Source organism: Methylobacterium sp. CM6257, assembly GCF_054611515.1.
Window position 1 is genome coordinate 2,404,365 of the sequence record NZ_CM137735.1, and the last position, 20,759, is coordinate 2,425,123.

Below are 20,759 nucleotides of genomic sequence, written 5' to 3' on the forward strand. Positions count from 1 at the left end.
GAGGCTTGCCATCGGGCCCGCCTGAACAACGCTCTGCAGGAGAGGATGCGCAATGGCGGAGCCGGGCCTGACGACAGGCGCCCCACGGACTTCCGGACAGGGCCGCGACCTCGCGCGGAGCCTCACCGCCTCGGGCCTCGTCGGCATCGGGATCGGCGCCACGATCGGCGCGGGCATCTTCGTGCTGACGGGGACGGCCGCAGCGCAATATGCGGGCCCCGCGCTCAGCCTGTCCTTTGTGATCGGCGGGATCGCCTGCGGGTTCGTCGGCCTGTGCTACGCCGAACTGGCCGCGATGATTCCGGAGGCAGGCTCCACCTACACGTACACGAGGGAGAGCCTGGGCCGGTTCCCCGCCTGGATCATCGGCTGGGATCTGGTGCTCGAATTCGCCGTGGCGGCGGCCACGGTGGCCGTCGGCTGGTCCGGCTACGCACAGTCGCTCGCGGCGGAGTTCGGCCTGACGCTGCCTCCCGCACTGGCCGCGGCCCCTGGGGAGGGCGGCGTGGTGAACCTGCCTGCGGCCGGCATCGTGCTGCTGCTCACGGCCCTGCTGTTCCGCGCGACCCGGGAGGCCTCCCTGGTCAACGGGTTCCTGGTGGCCTGCAAGGTGGCGATCATCCTGGCCTTCGTGGGCGTGGGCACCGCGCATCTCAGGCCGGAACTCTGGCACCCGTTCGTGCCGGAGAACGCCGGCACGTTCGGCACCTACGGCTGGAGCGGCGTGTTCCGCGGCGCCGCGGTGGTGTTCTTCGCCTTCGTGGGCTTCGAGACCGTGGCGACCGCCGCGGGCGAGTGCCACGCGCCGCAGCGTGACGCGCCGGTGGGGCTGATCGGGTCGCTCCTGATCACCACAATCCTGTACGTGGCGATGGCCGCCGTGCTCACCGGCCTCGTGCCCTACCGGGACCTGGACGTCGCCGACCCGGTGGCCAAGGCGGTCGACACGATCGGCCTGTCCGGCTTCTCGACGCTCATCAAGATCGGCGCCTTGATCGGCCTGACCACCTCGGCACTGACCGCCCTCTACGGCCAGGGGCGGATCTTCTTTGCCATGGCCCGCGACGGGATGCTCCCCAGGCTGTTCTGCCGGGTCCATCCGGTGACGCGGGCGCCCGTGGCGAGCCAATTGGTGATCGGGCTCTTCACGGCGACGCTGGCGGGGCTCGTGCCCATCTCCATCCTCGGCGAGATCGTCAGCATCGGCACGCTCCTGGCCTTCAGCCTCGTCTGCACGACCGTGCTGATCCTGCGGCGCACGCAGCCCGAGCGGACACGGCCGTTCCGCGTGCCGGCCGTGACGCTCGTTGCCGGGCTCGGCATCCTCTCCTGCCTGACGCTGATGGCCTCGTTGCCGGCCGATACCTGGATCCGGCTCGCCGCCTGGCTGGCGATCGGGCTCGCGATCTACGCCGGCTATGGTCGGCGGAACGCCCGGTTCATCCGAGCAGGTTGATCGTCGCCTGGGTCAGCGTGTCGATCGAGGCCGAGGCGCTGAGGTTCAGCTCGTAGTTCCGGATGACCCGCTGGAGATCGGCGGATTCCTCGGCGATGTTCACGTTCGGCAGCCGGACGTAGCCGCGGGTGTCGGCCGCGACGTGGGACGGGTCGTACCGCCTGCGGAAATCGCCGCTGTCGCGGACGATGCGCCCCACCGGGCTGTGCGGGCTGTCGGCGATGACCGGCGCGAACATCGCGATCTTGCGGGTATAGGGCGTGCCACCCGGCGTCGTCGGAGCCGAATCGGCGTTGGCGATGTTCTCGGAGATCGCACGGATCCGCCCGCTCTGCACCTGCCGGCCGGAGGCCAGCGCGTCGGAAGCCGAGTGGAGGGCGCTGGTATCCGGCATGCGCGGGGCTGATCGGCGACGAGGGCGACGCAGCGAACCTTCTCGGGACAGGCTTAACGGTCGGTTAAGGCGCTGGCTCCGGGGCCTACTCTGCCTTGCCGGAAAGGCTCAGCGCCTCGCGAAGATCGCGACTGTCCGTCAGCCGCAGGCCCCGGCGGCGCAGGGCGGCCAGCATGGCGCGGTCCGGGAAAGGGCAGTAGGGCAGCACCTCGGCACTCCGCCCCTCCGGCAGGGCGCCGTTCCGCGCGATCACGTCGAGCAAGCTGTCGAGCATGCCGCGCCCGTGTGCGTGGAGCGCAACGGATGCGTGGGTCGCGGTGGTCCCGGCCGGCAGCGGCACCGCCTCCTGCGCGAGGATCGCCCCGGTATCGATCGTCGCGGCCAGCCGGTGCAGGGTCATGCCGAAGCTGCCGGGCCCTTCGGCCAAAGCGTGGATCGTCGGGACCGGACCGCGATGGCGCGGCAGCAGGCCGGGATGGCCGTTGATGCCGCCGAGCCGCGCCAGCGCGATCGTCTCGGACTTCAGGATCTGGTCGAAATGGTAGGTCAAAATCACATCGGGTGCGGTCTCGCGCAGCTTCTGCGCGACTTCCGGACCGTTGACGTCGTCGACGTTCAGGGTCGGGATGCCGAGGCGCCCGCACAGGGTCTTGAGCGGCGTCGATTCCGGCGCGTCGGTGCTCCCGGCCGCCGCCTGGGTGAGCGGCGCGAGCGGGCGCAGAAGGTCCGGCAGCCCGAAATTCACCGCGAGGTACGGCAGGATCCCGGCGCCGGAGCGCGCGAGGTGCCGCCGGATCTGGCCGGTCAGGCCGCCGCTCGAGGGCCGCTCGGCGTTGGACAGCCCCACGAAGGCGATGTCGGCCCGATGGTCGGCCACGAGCCGGCGGACCACGCGGGCGTTCGGCAGCGCCTCCAGAACGAACAGCGCGATCCGGGCGCGCGCCATCAGCGCCGCTTCCGCCGCTGGAACCGGAAAGCGTAGAGGCCAGCCTTGCGGACGTTCTCCGGCAGGAGCAGGACGGTGCGGGCCAAGGCCGTGAGGATGAACGGGAAGGCGATCACGTCGCGGTTGGCCGCGATGCCCTTGGCGATGCGCACGGCCGCGTCCTCGGCGCTGATCTCCAACGGGCGCCAGCCCTTCAGCTCGCCGCCCATCGGCGTCTTCACGTAGCCCGGGGTGACAACGTTGACCTTCACCCCCCGGGGCTCGACCTTCTGGCGCAGGGCGAGGCCGTGGGCGACGAGCGCCGCCTTGGCGCCGCTATAGGCGGGTGCGTCCTGCAAGGGGGCGTAGGCCGCAAGAGACGACATCAGGACGATCTGGCCGCGCCCGCGCTGGAGCATCAGCGTCAGGGCGGGCAGCATCACGTTGAGCGAGCCCGTATAGTTGATGTCGGCGGTCTCGAAGGCCACGTCCTCGGTCTCGACCTGCCCCTCCTGGTTGCCGCCGTTCACCGCGGCATTGGCGATGACGAGGTCGAGGGGCGCTTCCGCGTCCGCACGGCGGACGAGCGCCACCGTGGCGGCCCGGTCGCGGGTATCGAGGCGGGCGGTCTCGACCGCGGCGCCGCTGGCGCGGCAATCCCGGGCGACCGTCTCCAGGCGTTCGGCGTTGCGGCCGACGAGGATGAGGCTCACGCCGGTCTGCGCGTAGTGGCGCGCCAGCGCAGCGCCGATGCCGCTCGACGCGCCGGTGATCAGAATGCGGGGCATGCCCCGGGTGCTACGCCGCGGAGTGTGGAAAGATCAAGGTCGGGAAAGACTCACCGGCGGCGAAAGCCGTATCAAACGCCGCCGAACGACCCGGCCCGGTCGGATTCCGCTCAGTAGACCGGGGCGAGTTCCCCATCCCGCTCGGCCGCCTCGCGGATCGCCCGCGCCGCCGCCAGCATGGAATCGGGCAGGGCCGATTCCATGCGCGGCACAGAGCCCGCCACGGCCCGGTCGATCGCCTCCTTGGAGAAGAAGCCGCCGTTGACCTGGGTCCGGTGCAGCACGACGCGGCGGAAATCGGCCATCAGGTCCATGTCGGGCGGCGTCGGATTCTTCCAGAACCCGTCAAGGTCCCCCTGATGGGTCAGGCCGGCCATGTTGTAGATCGCGGTTCCGACCGCGTGGGTGGGGCAGCCCATCTCCAGGGACAGCATGCCCACCGTCGAATTGACGATCACCACGCCGCGGGCGCCCTTGATGAGGGCCGGCAGGTCCCCGCCATCGATGAAGTCGAGGCGGTCACTGACGCCGTGGCGCCGGGCCGAGGCGCGGGCGAACTTGCGCCAGTTGATCAGGCCGCTGTCGAGCGGGTGAAGCTTCACCAGCAACCGCGTCGGCACCGAGGAGGCGTCCGCGAAAGACTTGATCACACGGTCCATGAACCCCTCGACCCCGAGGAAGGGCGAGTGGACCCGGATCTGATAGTCGCTGTCGAGCTGGAGCGGCAACAGGAAGTAGTCGCAGCCCACCGCGCGGTAGATCTCGTCGCAGCGCGCCGCCTCGCGTCGGGTATGGGCGCGCCGGGCGAACTTCTTGATCCAGCCCGCATATTCGGCGGCGATATGGGTCGGCCGGTGGCTGCGGAAATGCGGGAAGAGGTAGGGGAACAGGACGTTGGCGAGGTTGTAGCCGACGTCCCAGACGCTCCGGCGGGCCATGTCGCCGGTCGACGGCATCGCCCGACCGGGCTGCGGCAGGCGCCGCGCCAGGGCGCGGATCTCGGCGGCCGTCCGCGGCAGGGACGAGAAGCCGTTCACGCCGCCGAGCTCGCAGGTGATCCAGTTCGGGCGGATGTAGCCCTCCTCGAACACGTGAACCCGCAGACCGCGGTACTCCGCGATCATCCGGGCCGCCTTGTGGAACGGCCGGCAATCGCCGAACAGCACGATGTCGGTCACATGCTCGCGGTCGAGATAGGCCTCGAGGTACTCGCCCCAGGCTTCACGGCGGCCGCGGTAATTGTCCGCCTCGCCGTTCCAGAACAGCCAGTCGCCGGGGCAGAGATTGATGCGCCGGACGTTGTGCCCCCGCGCGCGCAGCGCTTTGCCGAGGTCAGAGAAAAACGGCGTGGCGATGCCCTGCAGGAAGAGGAAGGTCGCGGGGCGGTCGCGGAGGGCGTCGGGGGCGGGCTGTTGCATTCCGCGGCGCTTCTATCCTTGACCCTTGGCCGGACAAGCCGAGCCGATGAGAGACCATGAGGTGGCACGGTGCCTAGCGGCCCGGCAATCCAAGGCTGTGCCGCAGCACGGCTTTTCCGCGCCGGCGTGACCCGTCTGCAACGGTCGCGCTTCTGCGGCTACGGTGCGGATTGAGCGGGCAATCGCGGCGACGATATGTCCGAATCCTTTCCAGCCCGTGGCAGTCGTGACGTCGGGCGAGGTTGTCCCCGCCTTCCACGCCCATCCCTCCCGCGCGAAAATGCGCTACAGGCGGGCGGACCCTATCGACCGACCGGAGCCGGACGCGCAGATCATGTCCCCTGAACCGACCCCGTCGCTCTACGCGACCGGCCGGACGATCCACGGCCTCCGGGCGGAGATCGAGGCTGCGACGGGCCTCGCCTTCGCGCCGGCGCGCCCCGGCGCCGTCGGCGCAGTCTGGGGCACGGGGAGCCTGCCGGACCGCCTGCTGGCGGTGGCGGGCCGCCGCCGCCTCGTGGTCGCGCCCGGGCCGCTCCTCAGCCCGTACGACCGGCCGGAGACCGGGTTCGCGTCCCTGCGGATTGCCCTCGACGGTGTACCGTTCGGCGGGGAGGGCGGCATCCACTACCTCGATCCCTGGACCCGGGCGCCGATCGGCCGCGAAGCCTGCGCCGAGCGGGTGGCGTGGCTCGCGGCGCGCTTCGCCGAGAACGACCGGCGCGTCGTCTATGTCGGCATGTCGCGCTGGAAGCGGCCGGCCCTCGACGTGCTCGGCGCCGGCCCCGCGGGGCACCCGGTCCACACCATGACCGCCGAGGCCGCCGTCGCGGCAGGAAGGCGCCACAATGGCCGCATCCTCGCCTGGGCGACCCGGGCACCGGGCCAGCTGGAGGAGGCCTGCGCCAGGGCCGGCCTGCCGCTCGCCCGGGTGGAGGACGGATTCCTGCGCTCCGTCGGCCTCGGCGCGAGCCTCCAGCCCGGCGCATCCATCGTGGTGGACGATCTCGGCATCTACTACGACCCGCGCCGGGAGAGCCGCCTGCAGCGGCTGCTCGCCGAATCCGAGTTCACCCCGGATCTCATCGCCCGGGCGCGGCGCCTGCGCGAGGAGGTCGTGGCGCGCCGGCTCAGCAAGTATAATGTCGGTTTCGACGCCGCGGCGCTCGACTGGCCCGCCGGGCGGCGGATCGTGCTGGTGCCGGGGCAGGTGGAGGACGACGCCTCGGTGCGGCACGGCTCCCCGCTGGTCCGCTCGAACCGGGCCCTGCTGGAGGCGGCGCGGCGGCGCAATCCGGACGCCTTCCTGCTCTACAAGCCGCATCCCGACGTGGAGGCAGGCTTCCGCCCGGGCATCATCCCGGAGGCGGAGGCGCTGACGCTGGCCGACCGGATCGTGGCCGGCATCAGCATCGTCGACCTTCTCGACCGGGTGCATCACGTCGAGACCATGACGTCGCTGGCGGGGTTCGAGGCCCTGATCCGCGGGCTCACGGTGGCGACGCATGGCCGCCCGTTCTACGCCGGATGGGGCCTGTCGGAGGATCTCGCCCCGGGGGCCGACCGCGGCCGAAAGCTGAGCCTCGACGAGCTGGTCGCCGGCGCGATGATCCTCTATCCGCGCTACCTCGATCCCGTGGCGATGAAGCCGTGCAGCCCGGAGCAGCTTCTCGACCGCCTGAGCGCGGCCCGGGAGGCGGCGCCGCGTAGCGCCCTCTCCATCGGCCGCACGGCCCATCTGCTGATGCGCGCGCGCTACGGGCTGTTCAACCCGATCGTGCGGGCGCTCCGCAACCGCCGCGGCGTCGGCCGCGAGGCCGGGGGCGGTCCGCGGTAGGACGTGGCCCTAGTGCGACACCAAAGCGATGGCGCCTGCTGCTAAAGCTGTGAATCAGCGGCAAGCCCGCGGGCCGGGCCTGATCATCCTGGATCAGGAACGGCTCATAACCCATTGCTACAGCGCGCTCTTTCCGGCCGGACAAGCTGATGTCCCGGCGGAGAGCAGGCCCGCCCCACGCCGAGTGCTCGCGCCTTGACAACGTTCCTCATTGCCACCGGCCTCGCGCTCGCCCTGTCCCTCGCCCTTGAGGTGTTCGCGGGCGATTCGGTCACGCGGGCCAGCCTCGCGCCGCGAGATCTGGGCGTGCGGCTGCTGGGTTACCTGCTGGTCCTGCTGTTCTGGTTCGAATTCTCGTGGCGGCCCTGGCTCGCCGGGCTCACCTGCGTGATCTCGGTGGGGGCGCTCATCTTCGTCAGCCGTGCGAAGCGTTCGGTGATCGGTGAGCCGCTTCTGTTCAGCGATTTCGCCCTCCTGCCGCAGGTGCCGCGGCATCCGCAGCTCTACTACATCCCGCCGCTCTGGGATCCGCGCATCTCGGTTCCGGCGCTCCTCACCCTCGCGGCCACCGTGATCTGGTACCGGACCGAGCCGAGCGTCCTGCCGGCGGCTCCGCTCCCGCGCATCCTTGCCATGGTCGGCCTGCCGCTGCTGCTCTGGCTGCTGGCGCGGACCGCGCCGCGCCCGCCGCTCGCCCGGCTGATCGCCCGCTGGTTCCCGCGTCCCGACCTGGAGGCGGACGTGGCCCGGGTCGGCCTGCCGGCGAGCCTTCTGGGCTACACCGCCCGGGCCCTGGCGGGCAGTGAACCGGTGCCCGAGGCGCCCCTGCTGCCCGCCGGGCCTGGCGACGACGTGGTGGTGGTGATCCAGCTCGAATCGTTCATCGACCCAGCACGGCTGGGCGGCGCGCCGCTGCCGGCGATCGACCTGTTCCGCACCCGCTCAGCCCAATACGGGCGCCTCCGGGTCCCGGCGCACGGCGCCTATACGATGCGCAGCGAGCACGCGGTGCTCACCGGACGGCCCTCCGACACCCTCGGCTTCGGCCGGTACGATCCCTACACGTCCCGCAGCGGCGACGAGCCGACGAGCCTAGCCCGGCTGGCGCGCGCGCGCGGCTACGGGACCGTGTTCCTGCACCCGTTCCACCGGGACTTCTTCCGGAGGGCGCGGGTGATGGAGTCTTTCGGCTTCAAGGACCTCGTGATGGGCGAGGCCTTTGAGGGGGCCCCCCGGGTCGGTCCCTATGTCGGGGACGTCGCCCTGGGCGAGCGCCTCCTCGACGAGGTCCGGGCGCGGCGCACGCCGCTGTTCCTGTTCTGCGTGACCATGGAGAATCACGGTCCCTGGAAGCCCGGCCGGCTCCCCGGCATCGACGCCCCGGAGGGGCAGTACCTCCACCATGTCGCCAATACCGGCCGGATGGTCGAGAACCTCGTGGCCGGGCTCGACGCCCTGGCCCGCGAGCGGGGCGAGACCATCACGCTCTGCGTGTTCGGCGACCACGCCCCCTCCCTGCCGACCTGCAAGCCAGGCTTCGGGGGGCAGACAACAGAATACGCCCTGTTCCGCTTCGGACGTCCGCCGGCCCCTCCGCGCCGGGCCGACATCGCCGCCGACGTTCTGGGGCGGCAGCTGCGCGGGACGCTCGCCGCCGTGCCTGCGGACATCGCCGCGGGAACCTGATAAGGTTAAGCTTGCGCGTCATAAGCGTGGCCGTGCCACGCTGGTGACGCATTGCCGGCGGATAGCGCGGCCGTCCGACAGGCGGCCGCCCGTTCGGCTCGGCCGTTAAAGCGATCGCAGCGTTTGGCGGTCACCCTGGATGTCCCGGCCGGTGCCAGCGATGGCGCGCGGACCGGCGAGGAGAACTCTCTGTGATGCTGCGTAAGACGGCGCGCACCGCGCTGATGGCCGCCCTGGCGGCGGGCTCTGTCGGCGGTTGCACGTACCTGCCTGCGGCGGGTCCGACGGCGAGCGCGATCCAGTCTGGGGCGGAGATGGCCACGGCGGACGGGGGGCTTCTGGCCCGCTACGAGATCATCGACGTCACCCCCGCCGTAGTCGAGGCCCTGCGCGGCCGGCCTCTGGACAGCCTGCTCGCCTCGTTCGGCGACCACCGCCCCTCGGCCGAGCCGGTCATCGGCATCGGCGACATGGTCTCGGTCTCGATCTGGGAAGCCGGATCCGGCGGCCTGTTCTCGGGCCCGCTGGTCGCCGACCGGTTCTCGGCCGGCTCCAAATCCGCCCTGATCCCCGAGCAGCCGGTCGGGCGCGACGGCGCCATCTCGGTGCCCTATGCCGGGCGCATCAAGGTCGCCGGCCGCCGCACCCAGGACGTCCAGGCGCTGATCGAGAACGAACTGGCCGGCAAGGCCATCCAGCCGCAGGTGCTGGTCTCGGTCACCCGGCCGATCAGCCAGGCGGTCACCGTCACCGGCGAGGGCGCGGCCGGCGCGCGCCTGCCGCTGTCGGGCCACGGCGACCGCATCCTCGACGTGATCGCGGCCGCCGGCGGCAACCGCTCGCCGATCAACGAGACCTTCGTGCGGCTCTCGCGCGGGCCGGTCACCGCCACGGTGCCGCTGACCACGGTGGTGTCCAACCCGCGGGAGAACATCTACCTGCGGCCCAACGACGTGCTCACCCTGGTGCGCGACCCGCAGACCTTCATCGCGGTCGGCGCGCTGGGCAACAGCACCGAGCTGCCGTTCCAGGCCGACGGCATCACCCTGGCACAGGCGCTGGCCAAGGCGCGCGGCCTGTCGGACTTCGCCGCCGACCCGGCCGGCACGTTCATCTTCCGCTTCGAGCCGGCCAGCGTGGTGCGCCGGCTCAGCCCCGGCTCGAAACTGCTCGGCACGCCGCTGGTGCCGGTGGTCTACCGGATCAACATGCGCGACCCCAACAGCCTGTTCGTCTCCCAGGCGTTCCGGATGCGCAACCGCGACCTGGTCTACGTCTCCAACGCTCCCTTCACCGAAGTCCAGAAGGTGCTCTCCGCCTTCAACGGCCTCACCGGGCCGCTCGCCTCGGCAGCGACCGCCTACGCCTACACGAAGTAGCGATCACTGCCGGCCTCCGGGCCAGCGGTTCCCGGAGGACGTTCCATGCAAAGCAGGGCGCGGATGCAATCCGCGCCCTGCTTGTTTTATCGTTTGTCGCCCGGACGGCTGGGTGTTCAGGTCCGCTTGGCCAGTAGCTGCTCGATCAGCGAGCCGCCCTTGTCGATCGCTGCCAGTTCCTCGGCAACCGCGTTCACGGTGTCGCGGATCTGGTCCGGGGTGTGCTCGGAGGTCAGGAAGAAGCGCAGACGCGAGGCCCGCTCCGGCACCGCCGGGTGGATGATCGGCTGCACGTTGATGCCCCGGCGATAGAGCCGGTCCGACAGGGTGACGGCCTTCAGCGAGTCGCCCACGATGATCGGCACCACGGCCAGCCCGAGGCTGAAGCCGGTATCGAGGCCGAGCTTCTTGGCGGTCGCCAGGAACAGGGTGCCGTTCTGGCGCAGGCGCTCGACCCGCTCGGGCTCGGCATGCATCACCGCGAGCGCCGCCTCGGCGGCGGCGGCGAGCGGCGGCGACATGCCGACGCTGTACACGAAGCCGCCGGCCGTGTGCTTGAGGTACTCGATCAACGCGATCGGGCCGCAGATGTAGCCGCCGCAGGTCGAGAGCGTCTTCGACAGCGTGCCCATCCAGATGTCGACCTCCTTCGGGTCGACACCGCAATGCTCGAACAGCCCCGCGCCGGTGCGGCCGGTGACGCCGAGGCCGTGCGCCTCGTCGACCATCAACCACGCGTCGTAGCGCTTCTTCAAGGCGACAAGGCCCGCAAGGTCCGGCGCGTCGCCGTCCATACTGTACAGGCCCTCGACCACGATCAGCGCCCGGCGGTGCTCGTGGCGGGTCGACTGGAGCAGGGTCTCCAGGGCGTCGAGGTCGTTGTGCGCGAAGGAGCGCCGCTGGGCGCCCGAGAGCTGCGCGCCGGTGACGATGCTGTTATGGGAAAGGGCGTCGTGGAAGATCACGTCGCCGGCTTCCAGCAGGGCGCCTATCGTCGTGACGTTGGTGGCGTGCCCGCTCACCATCACGACGCAGCCCTCGGAGCGGTAGTGCTTGGCCAGCGCCTGCTCGAGGCTGATGTGACCCGGCCGCTCGCCCGCGACCACCCGGCTCGCCGACGCGGAGGTCCCGTAGGCGTCGATCGCCTCCCGGGCGGCGTTGCTCACCCGCGGGTGACCGTTCAGGCCGAGATAATCGTAAGACGAGAAGTTGGTGAAGGTCTTCTGGTCGATCCGCGTGGTCGCGCCCGCCTTGGCGTCGTGGACGCGGAAGAACGGGTTGCCCAGGCCGATCAGGTCGGCCGCCTGACGCTGGAGCTTGAGCTCGCGGTAACCCGGCAGGTTCTCGAAATTCTGCGCCGCCGACTTGCCGGCGGGGGAGGCCGCCTTGACGGGGGCCGGGCGCGGCGTGGCGCGCCCGAGCCGGTTGGTCACGAAGCCGGCAAGCGCCGCGCGCCCGCCGTCCGGCCGTGCCGTGTCGGTCATGAGTTCGTCTCTTTGATCTCGCTGGACGTCTGCTCGATGAGTTCCTTGAGAGGCGCGATCATCTGCGCATCGACCTCACCGCCGACATGCTTCGAGACGAGGCTCATCGCGACGCCGGCCGTCTCGTCCATAGGCGCGGAAACCGCCTGAATTAAGGACTCCGACAGCTCGTTGACGGTCATGCCCGACGAAAGCCCCGCGGGCGGCGCGTCGAGGGCGAAGCGCTCCTGCAGACTGGCACCCAGCTCGACACCCATCAGAGAGTCGAGGCCGATCTCCGAGAGCTGACGCACGCGGCTGATGTCGTCCTTCGGCAGGCGCAGGATGCGGGCGATGTCCTCGACGATCGCGTCCGACACGGTCTTGCGGACCGCGTCGAGGTCGCCCCCCTTGAGGAGCGCCGCGATGTTGATCGCCTGGACGCCGCCGGCCTCGGCCTGCTGGTCCGATCCGAGTTCGGCGTAGCTCGGCGAGCGCATGGTGGCGAGCCGCTCGCGCGCCTTGCCCCAGTGCATCGCCGCGATGGCGATCACCGCCTCGTCCGGAGACGTGCCCTGGCCCTCCAGAGCCTCGGCCATAAGGTCAAGGCAGCGGCGAGCCTCCATCGGCGTGACGCCGACGCGGCCAGCGAGGCCCTCCATGACCGCCCGGTTGCGGGCGAGCATGCCGACATCGCCGATGGCGCCCCAGGCCACCGCCAGCGCGGGCAAGCCGCGGCGGCGGCGCTGCCGCGCCAAGCCCTCCATGAAGCCGTTGGCGGCCACATAGGAGCCCTGGCCGGGGTTGCCGATGAAGGTCGTCGCCGAGGAGAACAGGACGAAGTAGTCGAGGCTCCGGTCCCGGGTCGCGGCGTCCAGGTGATGGGCGCCGATCACCTTCGGCCCGATCACCGCGTCGAGCGCCGCGACGTCGATGTTGGCGATCAGGCCGTCCTGGAGCACCGCCGCGGCGTGGAGCACGCCGGCGAGCTTCCGGCCGCCCTGCTCGATCTCCGCGATCAGGCGATCCACCGCCGAGCGGCTGGTGATGTCGACGGCCTTGGCCTCGACCTTCACGCCACGCCCGGCCAGCTCGGCAACCGCCGCCTTGGCCTCCTCGGTGGCAGCGCCCTTGCGACCGGAGAGCACGATGTGCTTCGCGCCCTTGTCGGCCAACCAGCGCGCTGCCTCCAGGCCGAAGCCGCCGAGGCCGCCGGTCACGAGGTGGACGCTCTCGGCCGAGACCGTGAACGGCCGGCCGGTGTCCTTCATGATCGTGCCGGCCTTGGGCGGGCTGATCACGATCTTCCCGATATGCCCCGATTGCTGCATCAGCCGGAACGCGTCCGAGGTCTCGGCCGCCGTGAAGGGCTGGTACGGCAGGGGCTTGAGGCCGCCGTCGTTGAACAGCGCCATCACCTCGCGGAACATCCGCGCGCCGTCGTCGCCCTGGTGCTGGATCACCTGATCGAGATCGACGCCGAAGTAGCTGAGGTTCCGCCGGAACGGGCGCAGGCCGATATGGGTGTTGGCGACGTAGTCGCGCTTGCCCAGCTCGACGAAGCGGCCGAAGGGCCGCAGCGCGTTGAGCGAGCGCTCCATCGCCTCGCCGAACAGGCTGTTTAGCACGATGTCGACGCCGTCGCCCGTGATCGCCCGGATCTCGTCCACGAAGGCCAGCGAGCGGGAGTCGAGCACGTGCTCGGCGCCCAGCGCCTTCACGAGCGCCCGCTTCTCGCGGGAGCCGGCGGTGGCGATGACCCGCGCGCCCTTCAACTTGGCGATCTGGAGGGCCGCGAGACCGACACCGCCCGCGCCGCCATGGACCAGCACCCATTCGCCGCGCCGCATCCGGGCACAGGAGACGAGGCCGTAATAGGCGGTGAGGAAGGCCACCGGTACGGTGGCAGCAGCCATCGGGTCGAGGCCGTGCGGCATCGGCGCGACGACGAGGTCAGGCACGACAATATGCGTGGCGAAGCCCGACTGGGCGAAGGCGACCACCGGGTCGCCGACCTTGAAGCCCTTCACGCCCGGACCGACGGCCGTGACGCGACCGGCGCATTCGAGGCCGAGACGGGGGCCGGCGAAGCCGTCTTCCAGAATCTCCTCGGGCAGCATCGAGAGCGCCCAGAGAACATCGCGGAAGTTGAGGCCTGTGGCTTCGACCGCGATCTCCATCTCGCCCTTGCCGGGGGCGCGGCGCTCGGCCGGACCCCAGACCATCTCGCTGAGGCCGCCGGTGTTGCTGCGCTCCAGGCGCGCCGCCTCGGCCGGGACGGCATCCGCTGGATCCCGGTGCTTCGGCCGGCCGGCATGGAAGCGCACGACCTGGGTCCGCTCGTCGTCCAGCACGATCTCGGTCTCCGGGGTGCCGGAGAGGATGAGGTCGCGCAGGCGCTCGGAGGCCCGCTTTGACGACATCTCAGGGGAGAGGTCGATGCGGCGGACGTCGAGGTTCGGGGCCTCGTTGGCCAGGGTGCGGGAGAAGGCCCACACGCCGGCCTCGATATTGGTGGTCTGGCCGCCGCGGTCACGGGTGGCACCTGGGGCCACCACCCAGAGGCGGGTCTGGCGTGCGCCGAGATGCTCGGTGCAGCGCTTCAGGCTGAGGCAGCGGTCGCGCAGCCGCTCGGCCGCCTCGCCGCCGCGGGTGAAGGCGCCGGCCAGGAACACCACCGTGTCGGGGGTCTCCTTCTCCAGCTCCATCAGCGAGGTCTCGGAGTCGAGGATGATCGAGACGTGCACGCCGCCCGCGACCAGCAGCGTCGCGAGGGACGAAGCGGTCTCGGCCGCGAACTCGTCGTCCGAACCGATCACGAAGGCGAAGCTCTGCGCGGGGGCCGGGCCCGGGCGCACCGGCGCCTCGGCCAGCAGCAGCAGGTCATCGCCGTTGGCGGAGGCGGCGCGCTCCACCGCGACCTTGACGAGGCCGTGGGCGCTGAGATTGCGCTGCCAGCCCTCGATGTCCTCCAGCCGGCCGACGGGGAGGCCGCCGACGGCCTCCTCGAACCAGCCGCCCGTGAGGCCGAACACGAGGTCGCGGAACAGGGAGGCGCCCGGCTCCACGGCCACCAGCAGGCCGCCGGTGGCGAGCGCGCCGGCGAGCTGGCCCGGCAGGGCGCGTTCGGCGCGGTGCAGGCTGCCCGAGGCCAGGATCAGATCGAAGCTCGCAGGGGCGAGGTCCTCGGCGGTCTCGACCACGGTCGCGGCACGGCCCAGCGACAGGCGGGCGCGCTCGGCAAGGCGGCGGTCGGTCTCGAACACCGTGAGCCGGGCCTCGGCGGCCTCGGCAAAGCTCGCCGCCTGGGCGGAGAGAGGACCGAAACCGACCTGGAGGACGCGCAGCGCCCGCTCCTTCGGAAGCTGCCCGAGGCTCCGCTCGAACAGCACGGCGACCACATCGGCCGCGTGGCGCGCGGTGGCCGAGCGCAGCACGAAGGCGTCGATGGCACCCTGCGGCAGGCTCGGGGCCTCCGCCAGCTCGCCCGCCAGCAGGCGGTCGACCAAGGCGCCGACATCGGCGATCAGGACGAGCTCGGCCGAGAGATCCGGGTGGTCGCCCGCGATCCAGCGCATGATCTCGTCCGGCGCCGGCAGCGCGGAGCCGTCGCCCAGCGTCCAGTTCTCACCTACGCGCTCAGCCAGGCCGCTGCTCTCCAGGGCGTAGAGAGCGTTGAGCAGCCAGGGGCGCAGGGCCTCCGGCACGCGCGGGTCGGCGGCCGAGACGGTCTCGCCCTGCGCCAAGCCCGAGGCGAGGCGATAGGCCAGCGAGGTCGCCCAGCCCTCGAGCAGGAGATGGCCCGGCGACAGGGCGGCATCGGCCGGTCCCTTCGCCTCGGCGGCCAGCGGGCGCAGCCGCGCGGCCACGCTCGGACGGCGCTCCATCGGGATCGCGGTCGGCTCGGTGGCGAGCTCCGGCACTTGCGAGATCGCGAAGGCCGAGAGGTCGCCGCCGCTCTTGGCGCGCAAGGCCTGGAACCGGCCCTCGCGGATCGTGGCGACCACGGCCCCCTCGGCATCGAGGAGCGTGAAGTCGGCCAGGATCGAGCGCTCGTTGCAGCGGCGGGTCCGGATGATCGAGCGGGTGATCACCGCGCCGGGGCGCAGCAGCCGCACCTCGCCGAAGCGCACCGGAATGTAGGCCTTGCCGCCGTTCTCGCCGAGCAGGTCGGCGAAGAGCAGGATCAGCCCGTGAAAGCAGGCGTCGAGCCGGTTCGGCACCAAGCCGTAGCGGCTGTCGGGCTCGGCCGGGAGCAGATCCGACACGATGGTGGCGTCGTCCAGCCGGGCGCTCATCGCAACCTGCTGGAAGCTCGGGCCGAAGGCGAGCCCCGAGGCGAGGGCCTTGGCGTACAGCGCGTCACCGGTGAGCACGTGGTCGCCGGCGGTCTCGAAGCTGAAGCCGTCGATGTCCGGCGCGTTCGGGGCCGAGAAGGTACCCTCGACGATCTTGGCCTGGGCGTGCAGCTGCCAGGGGGTCTGGGTCAGGCGCGGGCGGCTCAGCACCTGGATGCCGTTGCCGGAGCCTGACAGGCGGACCGCGACCTCGCGCAGGGCGTCCTCGGCGAACACCATCGGCGCGACGATCTCGAAATCGGCCAGCACGACCTCGTCGTCGCGCAGGGCCTCGCGGACGCAGGCGAGCGCCATCTCGACGAAGCCGGCGCCGGGCATGATCACCTGGCCGTCGACCTTGTGGTCCTCCAGTTCGGGCACGGTCACCGGATCGACGAAGCCGTTCCACTCCAGGCCGTCATACGCGGTGCGCGAGCCGATCAGCGGGTGGTAGGGGCGGGGGCTCATCGCGCCGACGCCCTCGGTGGTGTCGGCGAGGCGGAACGTGCGGCGCTGCCACGGATAGGTGGGCAGGCGGACGTCGCCCTTCGGCGCGTCGCCGAACAGCAGGCTCTCGTCGACCTGCGCACCCTGGACCAGGGCGGCGCTGACCGCCTTGGCGATCGGGTCGCCCCCGGAGGCCTTGCGGTGCATCACGCCGACTGTGGCGGTCTCGATGCCGAGCGGCTCGACCGCGTCGCCGACGTGGGACATCAGGGTCGCGCGCGGGCCGACCTCGACGAAGACGCGGGCGCCGCGGCGGGTGGCGTCCTGCACGGCCTCGCAGAAGCGCACCGGCTCACGGATGTTGCGCCACCAGTAGCCGGCGCCGAAGTTGGTGCCGTCCAGCACGCTGCCCGTGACGGTGGAGACCATCGCGGTGGTGCCAGCCCGGGCCTTAAGCCCTGCGAGGTCGCGCAGCAGCGGCTTCTCGGTCGGGTCCATCAGCCGTCCGTGGAAGGCGTAGGCGAGGTCGAGCTTGCGGCCGCGGCGGCGCTTGCGCGACAGGGCCTTGATGGCGGCGTCGATATCGGCCACCGGCCCGGCGACTGTGACGGCTTTGGGGCTGTTGTAGGCGGCGATGTCGAGGGTCGGGTAATCCTTGAGGAAGGCCTCGACCTCCTCGGACGGCATCAGCAGCACCGCCATGGTGCCCTGGCCGTGCGTCGTCTCCTGATGGTGGCTGCGGTAGTAGATAACCCGGACCGCATCCTCCAGGCTCAGGATGCCGGCGGCCTCGGCGGCCGCGATCTCGCCCACGCTGTGGCCGAGGACGTAGGACGGGATCAGGCCCTTGGCCTTGAGCGCGGCCGTGGAGGCGCTCTCGATGGCGAATATCAGCGGCTGCGAGACGCTGGTGAGCACGAGGCGCTTGTCCAGGTCATCGGCGTACAGCGCCTCCTTCAGCGACCAATCCGAATAGGCCTGGAACAGGGTGTCGATGCGGTCGAAGGCGGCGCGGAACGCAGGATTCTCCTCATAGGCCTCGCGACCCATGCCGGCCCACTGGCTGCCATTGCCCGAATAGACAAACGCCACTTCGGCGACCCGGTCGACCGCGGTGCCGGTGAAGGCGTCCTGCGTGTCCTCGCCCTCGCCGACGGCGCGCAGGGCTGCGGTCACATCGGCCTTGCCGTCGAGCGCGATGGCCAGGCGGGCCGGCATGCGCTCGCGCCGGTGCGCGACCGCGGCAGCCACGGTCGCGACCTGCTCGGGCTGAGCCTCGAGGCGCTCGGCATAGTCGAGGGCCAGCTCGTTCAGCGCGGCCCGGCTCTGGGCCGAGAGCAGCAGCACCTGGGCGGTGGGCTCGGGCGCAGTTTCGGCAGCCTTGGCCCAGGCCGGCGCATCGGTGATGACCACGTGGGCGTTGGTGCCGCCGAAGCCGAAGGAGTTCACGCCCGCGAAGCGCTCGCGCGAACCGCGGCTGATCGGCATGGCCTCCCGCACGACATGCAGGTTCAGCTCGCCGAACGGGATCTCGGGATTCAGTTCGGCTGCGTGCAGCGACGGCGGCACGAGGTTGTGCTCCAGCGCCAGCGTCGCCTTCATCAGGCCGGCGAGGCCGGAGACCGGCTCGGTGTGGCCGATATTGGTCTTGATCGAGCCGATCGGCAGCGGCGCCTGCCGGCCGCGGCCGAGCTTCGAGCCGATGGCCGAGGCTTCGATCGGATCGCCCACCGGCGTGCCGGTGCCATGCGCCTCCATAAAGGCGAGATCGTCGAGCCGGATCTCGGCCTCGCGATAGACCTTCTCCAGCAGGGCACCCTGCGCGTAGCCCGAGGGAAGCGAGATGCCGGTGGTGCGCCCGTCGGAGTTGATCCCCGAGGCCGCCACCATGGCGCGCACGGTGGCGCCGTTGCGCCGTGCGGCTTCCGCCGACTGCAGCACGAACACCACGCCGCCCTCTGAGCGCACGTAGCCGTCGGCGTTCTTCGAGAACGCCTGGCACAGGCCGGTGCGCGAGAGCATCTGCGCGCTGGAGAAGCAGATGAAGTTGAACGGGCTCGCCAGCACGTTGACGCCGGCGACCACCGCGGTGTCCACGCGGCCCGACCGGATCGCCTGCACGGCGTTGTCGAAGGCGACGAGCGAGGACGAGCAGGCGGTGTCAACCGTGAAGCTCGGACCCTTCAGGTCGAAGATGTAGGAAATCCGGTTCGAGATGATCGAGAGCGTGTTGCCGGTGGCCGCGTAGGCGTCGCCCGACGCCGCATCGAGGATGCGCAAGTTGCCGTAATCGAGGGACGAGGCGCCGACGAACACACCGATGTTGCTGCCGGCCACGCTGGACGGACGCAGGCCCGCATCCTCCAGGGCTTCCCAGGTCAACTCCAGCAGCATTCGCTGCTGCGGATCCATCTGCTCGGCCTCGCGCGGCGAGATGCCGAAGACCGCCGGATCGAACGACCACACGTCGTCGATGACACCGGCCGCCCAAGTATAGCTCTTTCCGCGCTCGTGGGCGCGCGGATGCGCAAACCGCTCAAGGGAGAAACGATCGGCCGGAACCTTGCTGACGGCGCAGCGGCCCTCAGACAGGAGTTGCCATAGCCCGTCGACGCTGGGGGCCCCGGGCAGTCGGCATGCGCGTCCGACGATCGCAATGTCTGTACGTTGTGTCACGTTCGGTTCGCACACGCTCGTTATCGGAAGTCGGCTCGGCTCTCGACGAGTGAGTACCCTCTCACCCCTTACTGTGGCACCATTGCGGTGTCCAACCAGCCTGGACGCGAGGTCATCCCTGCGTGGCGAAATTGCCGGAGGCTGTGACATGTATTCATCACGGGTTTATCCAATGCCTGCGGCGAGAAGGCTAAGATTGAACCTCTCGACTGGCTGTTGAGACGCGTGCGCAATCATCAGAAAGCCACAGTTGCGCCACCTCGGCTGGAGAGCGTCTAGCGGCGGCGCGCTCGATTCCGGAAGAGATCTTCGAAGGGCCAGGCAGGCCCGCCACAGGAATGTCGATGCGCGGCCCCGTTCCGGCGACGATCAGGATGCGTTGCGGGCCGCGCTCTCCTTGCTTCGCCCGACGCCGCAATAGGTAAAGCCGTGCCGTCCGGCGCTTTCGGGATCGTAGATGTTGCGCAGGTCGACCAGCACGGGCGCGGACTCTGCCGACGACATGGTCTGGCGCAGCCGCGCGAGGTCGAGCGCCCGGAACGCGTTCCACTCGGTCACGATCACCAGGGCGTCGGCCCCCTCCGCGCAGGCATAGGGATCCTCGGCGTAGTCCACAGCTGGCATCAGCGCCCGCGCGTGCTCCATCCCTTCGGGATCGTAGGCCCGCACCGTCGCGCCCGCATCCTTTAGGCCGGCGATGATCGCCAGCGACGGCGCGTCGCGCATGTCGTCGGTGTCGGGCTTGAAGGTCAGGCCGAGCAGCGCGACGGTCTTGCCGCGCACGGTGCCGCCGCAGGCCTTGATCACCTTGCGCGCCATGGCGCGCTTCCTCTGGTCGTTGACCGCCACCACGGTCTCGACCAGCCGCAGGGGCGTGCCGGCATCCTGGGCGGTCTTGACCAGCGCCAGCGTGTCCTTGGGAAAGCACGAGCCGCCATAGCCCGGCCCGGCATGCAGGAACTTCGGGCCGATCCGGTTGTCGAGCCCGATGCCCCGGGCCACCGCCTGCACATCGGCCCCGACTTCCTCGCACAGGTCGGCCATCTCGTTGATGAAGGTGATCTTGGCGGCCAGGAACGCGTTGGCGGCGTACTTGGTCAGCTCGGCGGTGCGGCGGCTCGTGACCAGGATCGGCGCGGCGTTGAGGTAGAGCGGCCGGTAGACCTCGCGCATCACCGCCTCGGCGCGCGCCTCCTCGGCGCCGACCACGATGCGGTCGGGCCGCTTGAAGTCGGCGATCGCCGCGCCCTCGCGCAGGAACTCCGGATTCGACACGACGGCGAAGTCCGCATCGGGCCGCATCTCCCGGATGATCCGCTCGACCTCGTCGCCGGTGCCCACCGGGACGGTGGATTTGGTCACCACCACGGTGAAGCCCGACACGGCCGCGGCGATCTCCCGGGCGGCGTCGAACACGAAGCTCAGGTCGGCGAAGCCGTCGCCGCGGCGCGACGGTGTGCCCACCGCGATGAACACCGCGTCGGCCTCGGCGACGGCATCCCGCATGGATGTGCTGAACGCAAGCCGGCCCTGGCGCACGTTCTCGGCCACCAGCGCGTCCAGCCCCGGCTCGTAGATCGGCATGCGGCCGGCGTTCAGGCTCGTGATCTTGTCCGGATCGCGGTCGATGCACACCACGCTGTGGCCGAAATCGGCCAAGCACGCTCCGGAGACCAGGCCGACATATCCGGCCCCTATCATGGCAATCCGCATCCGGCCCTCCGGCAGCCCGCCGCGCGGCTTGCTGCAATGCAGCATGGTCCGGCAGCGGCTGTGATGCAACCTGGACCATGCCGGATCTGCTCCAGTCTGTCGCCAGGATGCAACACCCCCACAAGGGTGAATGTTGTTTGACAGCCGCGAATCCGGATCCTGCGCGTCAGCCTCCGGGCCTTTGCCGCCCAGGCCGCGCCGCTATCTTGCGCGGGCGCGGCTTCGCAGCGCGAACGGCTT

11 protein-coding genes are annotated in these 20,759 nt (G+C 70.7%); 4 read left to right on the plus strand and 7 right to left on the minus strand.

What is annotated here, in order from left to right; all coding sequences use genetic code 11:
• Positions 1–52 precede the first annotated feature (52 nt).
• Positions 53–1,456, plus strand: a complete 1,404-nt coding sequence (locus ACYCO6_RS11865; RefSeq protein WP_459771964.1) for an amino acid permease — start codon at positions 53–55, stop codon at positions 1,454–1,456.
• Here ACYCO6_RS11865 and ACYCO6_RS11870 read toward each other — a convergent pair.
• The 4 genes from ACYCO6_RS11870 to ACYCO6_RS11885 form a co-directional block, all read right to left on the minus strand.
• Positions 1,440–1,850: a flagellar basal body rod C-terminal domain-containing protein gene (locus tag ACYCO6_RS11870; protein WP_459771965.1), complete on the minus strand. Its 411-nt coding sequence runs from the start codon at positions 1,848–1,850 to the stop codon at positions 1,440–1,442. The genes ACYCO6_RS11865 and ACYCO6_RS11870 overlap by 17 nt on opposite strands.
• 85 nt (positions 1,851–1,935) lie before the next feature.
• A complete protein-coding gene (locus tag ACYCO6_RS11875; RefSeq protein ID WP_459771966.1) occupies positions 1,936–2,796 on the minus strand; it encodes a formyltransferase family protein in 861 nt (286 codons plus the stop codon).
• Positions 2,796–3,563: an SDR family NAD(P)-dependent oxidoreductase gene (locus ACYCO6_RS11880; RefSeq protein WP_459771967.1), complete on the minus strand. Its 768-nt coding sequence runs from the start codon at positions 3,561–3,563 to the stop codon at positions 2,796–2,798. Before ACYCO6_RS11880 ends, ACYCO6_RS11875 begins: the two co-directional genes overlap by 1 nt.
• Before the next feature lie 110 nt (positions 3,564–3,673).
• Positions 3,674–4,981 carry a capsule biosynthesis protein gene (locus tag ACYCO6_RS11885; protein WP_459771968.1) on the minus strand — a complete coding sequence of 436 codons (1,308 nt, stop codon included), beginning with the start codon at positions 4,979–4,981 and terminating at the stop codon, positions 3,674–3,676.
• Between the two features lie 334 nt (positions 4,982–5,315).
• On the opposite strand from ACYCO6_RS11885, the gene ACYCO6_RS11890 reads away from it, so the two are divergent.
• The 3 genes from ACYCO6_RS11890 to ACYCO6_RS11900 all read left to right on the plus strand — a co-directional run bounded on the left by ACYCO6_RS11890 (position 5,316) and on the right by ACYCO6_RS11900 (position 9,883).
• A complete protein-coding gene (locus ACYCO6_RS11890; protein ID WP_459771969.1) occupies positions 5,316–6,818 on the plus strand; it encodes a capsular polysaccharide export protein, LipB/KpsS family in 1,503 nt (500 codons plus the stop codon).
• A gap of 195 nt (positions 6,819–7,013) precedes the next feature.
• On the plus strand, positions 7,014–8,504 hold the full coding sequence (locus ACYCO6_RS11895; RefSeq protein ID WP_459771970.1) for an LTA synthase family protein: 1,491 nt from the start codon (positions 7,014–7,016) through the stop codon (positions 8,502–8,504).
• Positions 8,505–8,698: 194 nt separating this feature from the next.
• Positions 8,699–9,883, plus strand: a complete 1,185-nt coding sequence (locus ACYCO6_RS11900; protein WP_459771971.1) for a polysaccharide biosynthesis/export family protein — start codon at positions 8,699–8,701, stop codon at positions 9,881–9,883.
• Positions 9,884–9,999: 116 nt separating this feature from the next.
• Here ACYCO6_RS11900 and ACYCO6_RS11905 read toward each other — a convergent pair whose 3' ends face one another.
• The 3 genes from ACYCO6_RS11905 to ACYCO6_RS11915 form a co-directional block, all read right to left on the minus strand.
• Positions 10,000–11,367: an aminotransferase class I/II-fold pyridoxal phosphate-dependent enzyme gene (locus ACYCO6_RS11905; protein ID WP_459771972.1), complete on the minus strand. Its 1,368-nt coding sequence runs from the start codon at positions 11,365–11,367 to the stop codon at positions 10,000–10,002.
• A complete protein-coding gene (locus ACYCO6_RS11910) occupies positions 11,364–18,806 on the minus strand; it encodes a type I polyketide synthase (protein ID WP_459771973.1) in 7,443 nt (2,480 codons plus the stop codon). Before ACYCO6_RS11910 ends, ACYCO6_RS11905 begins: the two co-directional genes overlap by 4 nt.
• 369 nt (positions 18,807–19,175) lie before the next feature.
• Positions 19,176–20,519 carry a UDP-glucose dehydrogenase family protein gene (locus tag ACYCO6_RS11915; protein WP_459771974.1) on the minus strand — a complete coding sequence of 448 codons (1,344 nt, stop codon included), beginning with the start codon at positions 20,517–20,519 and terminating at the stop codon, positions 19,176–19,178.
• Positions 20,520–20,759 lie beyond the last annotated feature (240 nt).

Bases quoted from the DNA above. Each gene is read 5' to 3' on its own strand.
- ACYCO6_RS11865 (WP_459771964.1), top strand. From the start codon at position 53: ATGGCGGAGCCGGGCCTGACGACAGGCGCCCCACGGACTTCCGGACAG.
- ACYCO6_RS11870 (WP_459771965.1), bottom strand. From the start codon at position 1,850: ATGCCGGATACCAGCGCCCTCCACTCGGCTTCCGACGCGCTGGCCTCC.
- ACYCO6_RS11875 (WP_459771966.1), bottom strand. From the start codon at position 2,796: ATGGCGCGCGCCCGGATCGCGCTGTTCGTTCTGGAGGCGCTGCCGAAC.
- ACYCO6_RS11880 (WP_459771967.1), bottom strand. From the start codon at position 3,563: ATGCCCCGCATTCTGATCACCGGCGCGTCGAGCGGCATCGGCGCTGCG.
- ACYCO6_RS11885 (WP_459771968.1), bottom strand. From the start codon at position 4,981: ATGCAACAGCCCGCCCCCGACGCCCTCCGCGACCGCCCCGCGACCTTC.
- ACYCO6_RS11890 (WP_459771969.1), top strand. From the start codon at position 5,316: ATGTCCCCTGAACCGACCCCGTCGCTCTACGCGACCGGCCGGACGATC.
- ACYCO6_RS11900 (WP_459771971.1), top strand. From the start codon at position 8,699: ATGCTGCGTAAGACGGCGCGCACCGCGCTGATGGCCGCCCTGGCGGCG.
- ACYCO6_RS11905 (WP_459771972.1), bottom strand. From the start codon at position 11,367: ATGACCGACACGGCACGGCCGGACGGCGGGCGCGCGGCGCTTGCCGGC.
- ACYCO6_RS11915 (WP_459771974.1), bottom strand. From the start codon at position 20,519: ATGCGGATTGCCATGATAGGGGCCGGATATGTCGGCCTGGTCTCCGGA.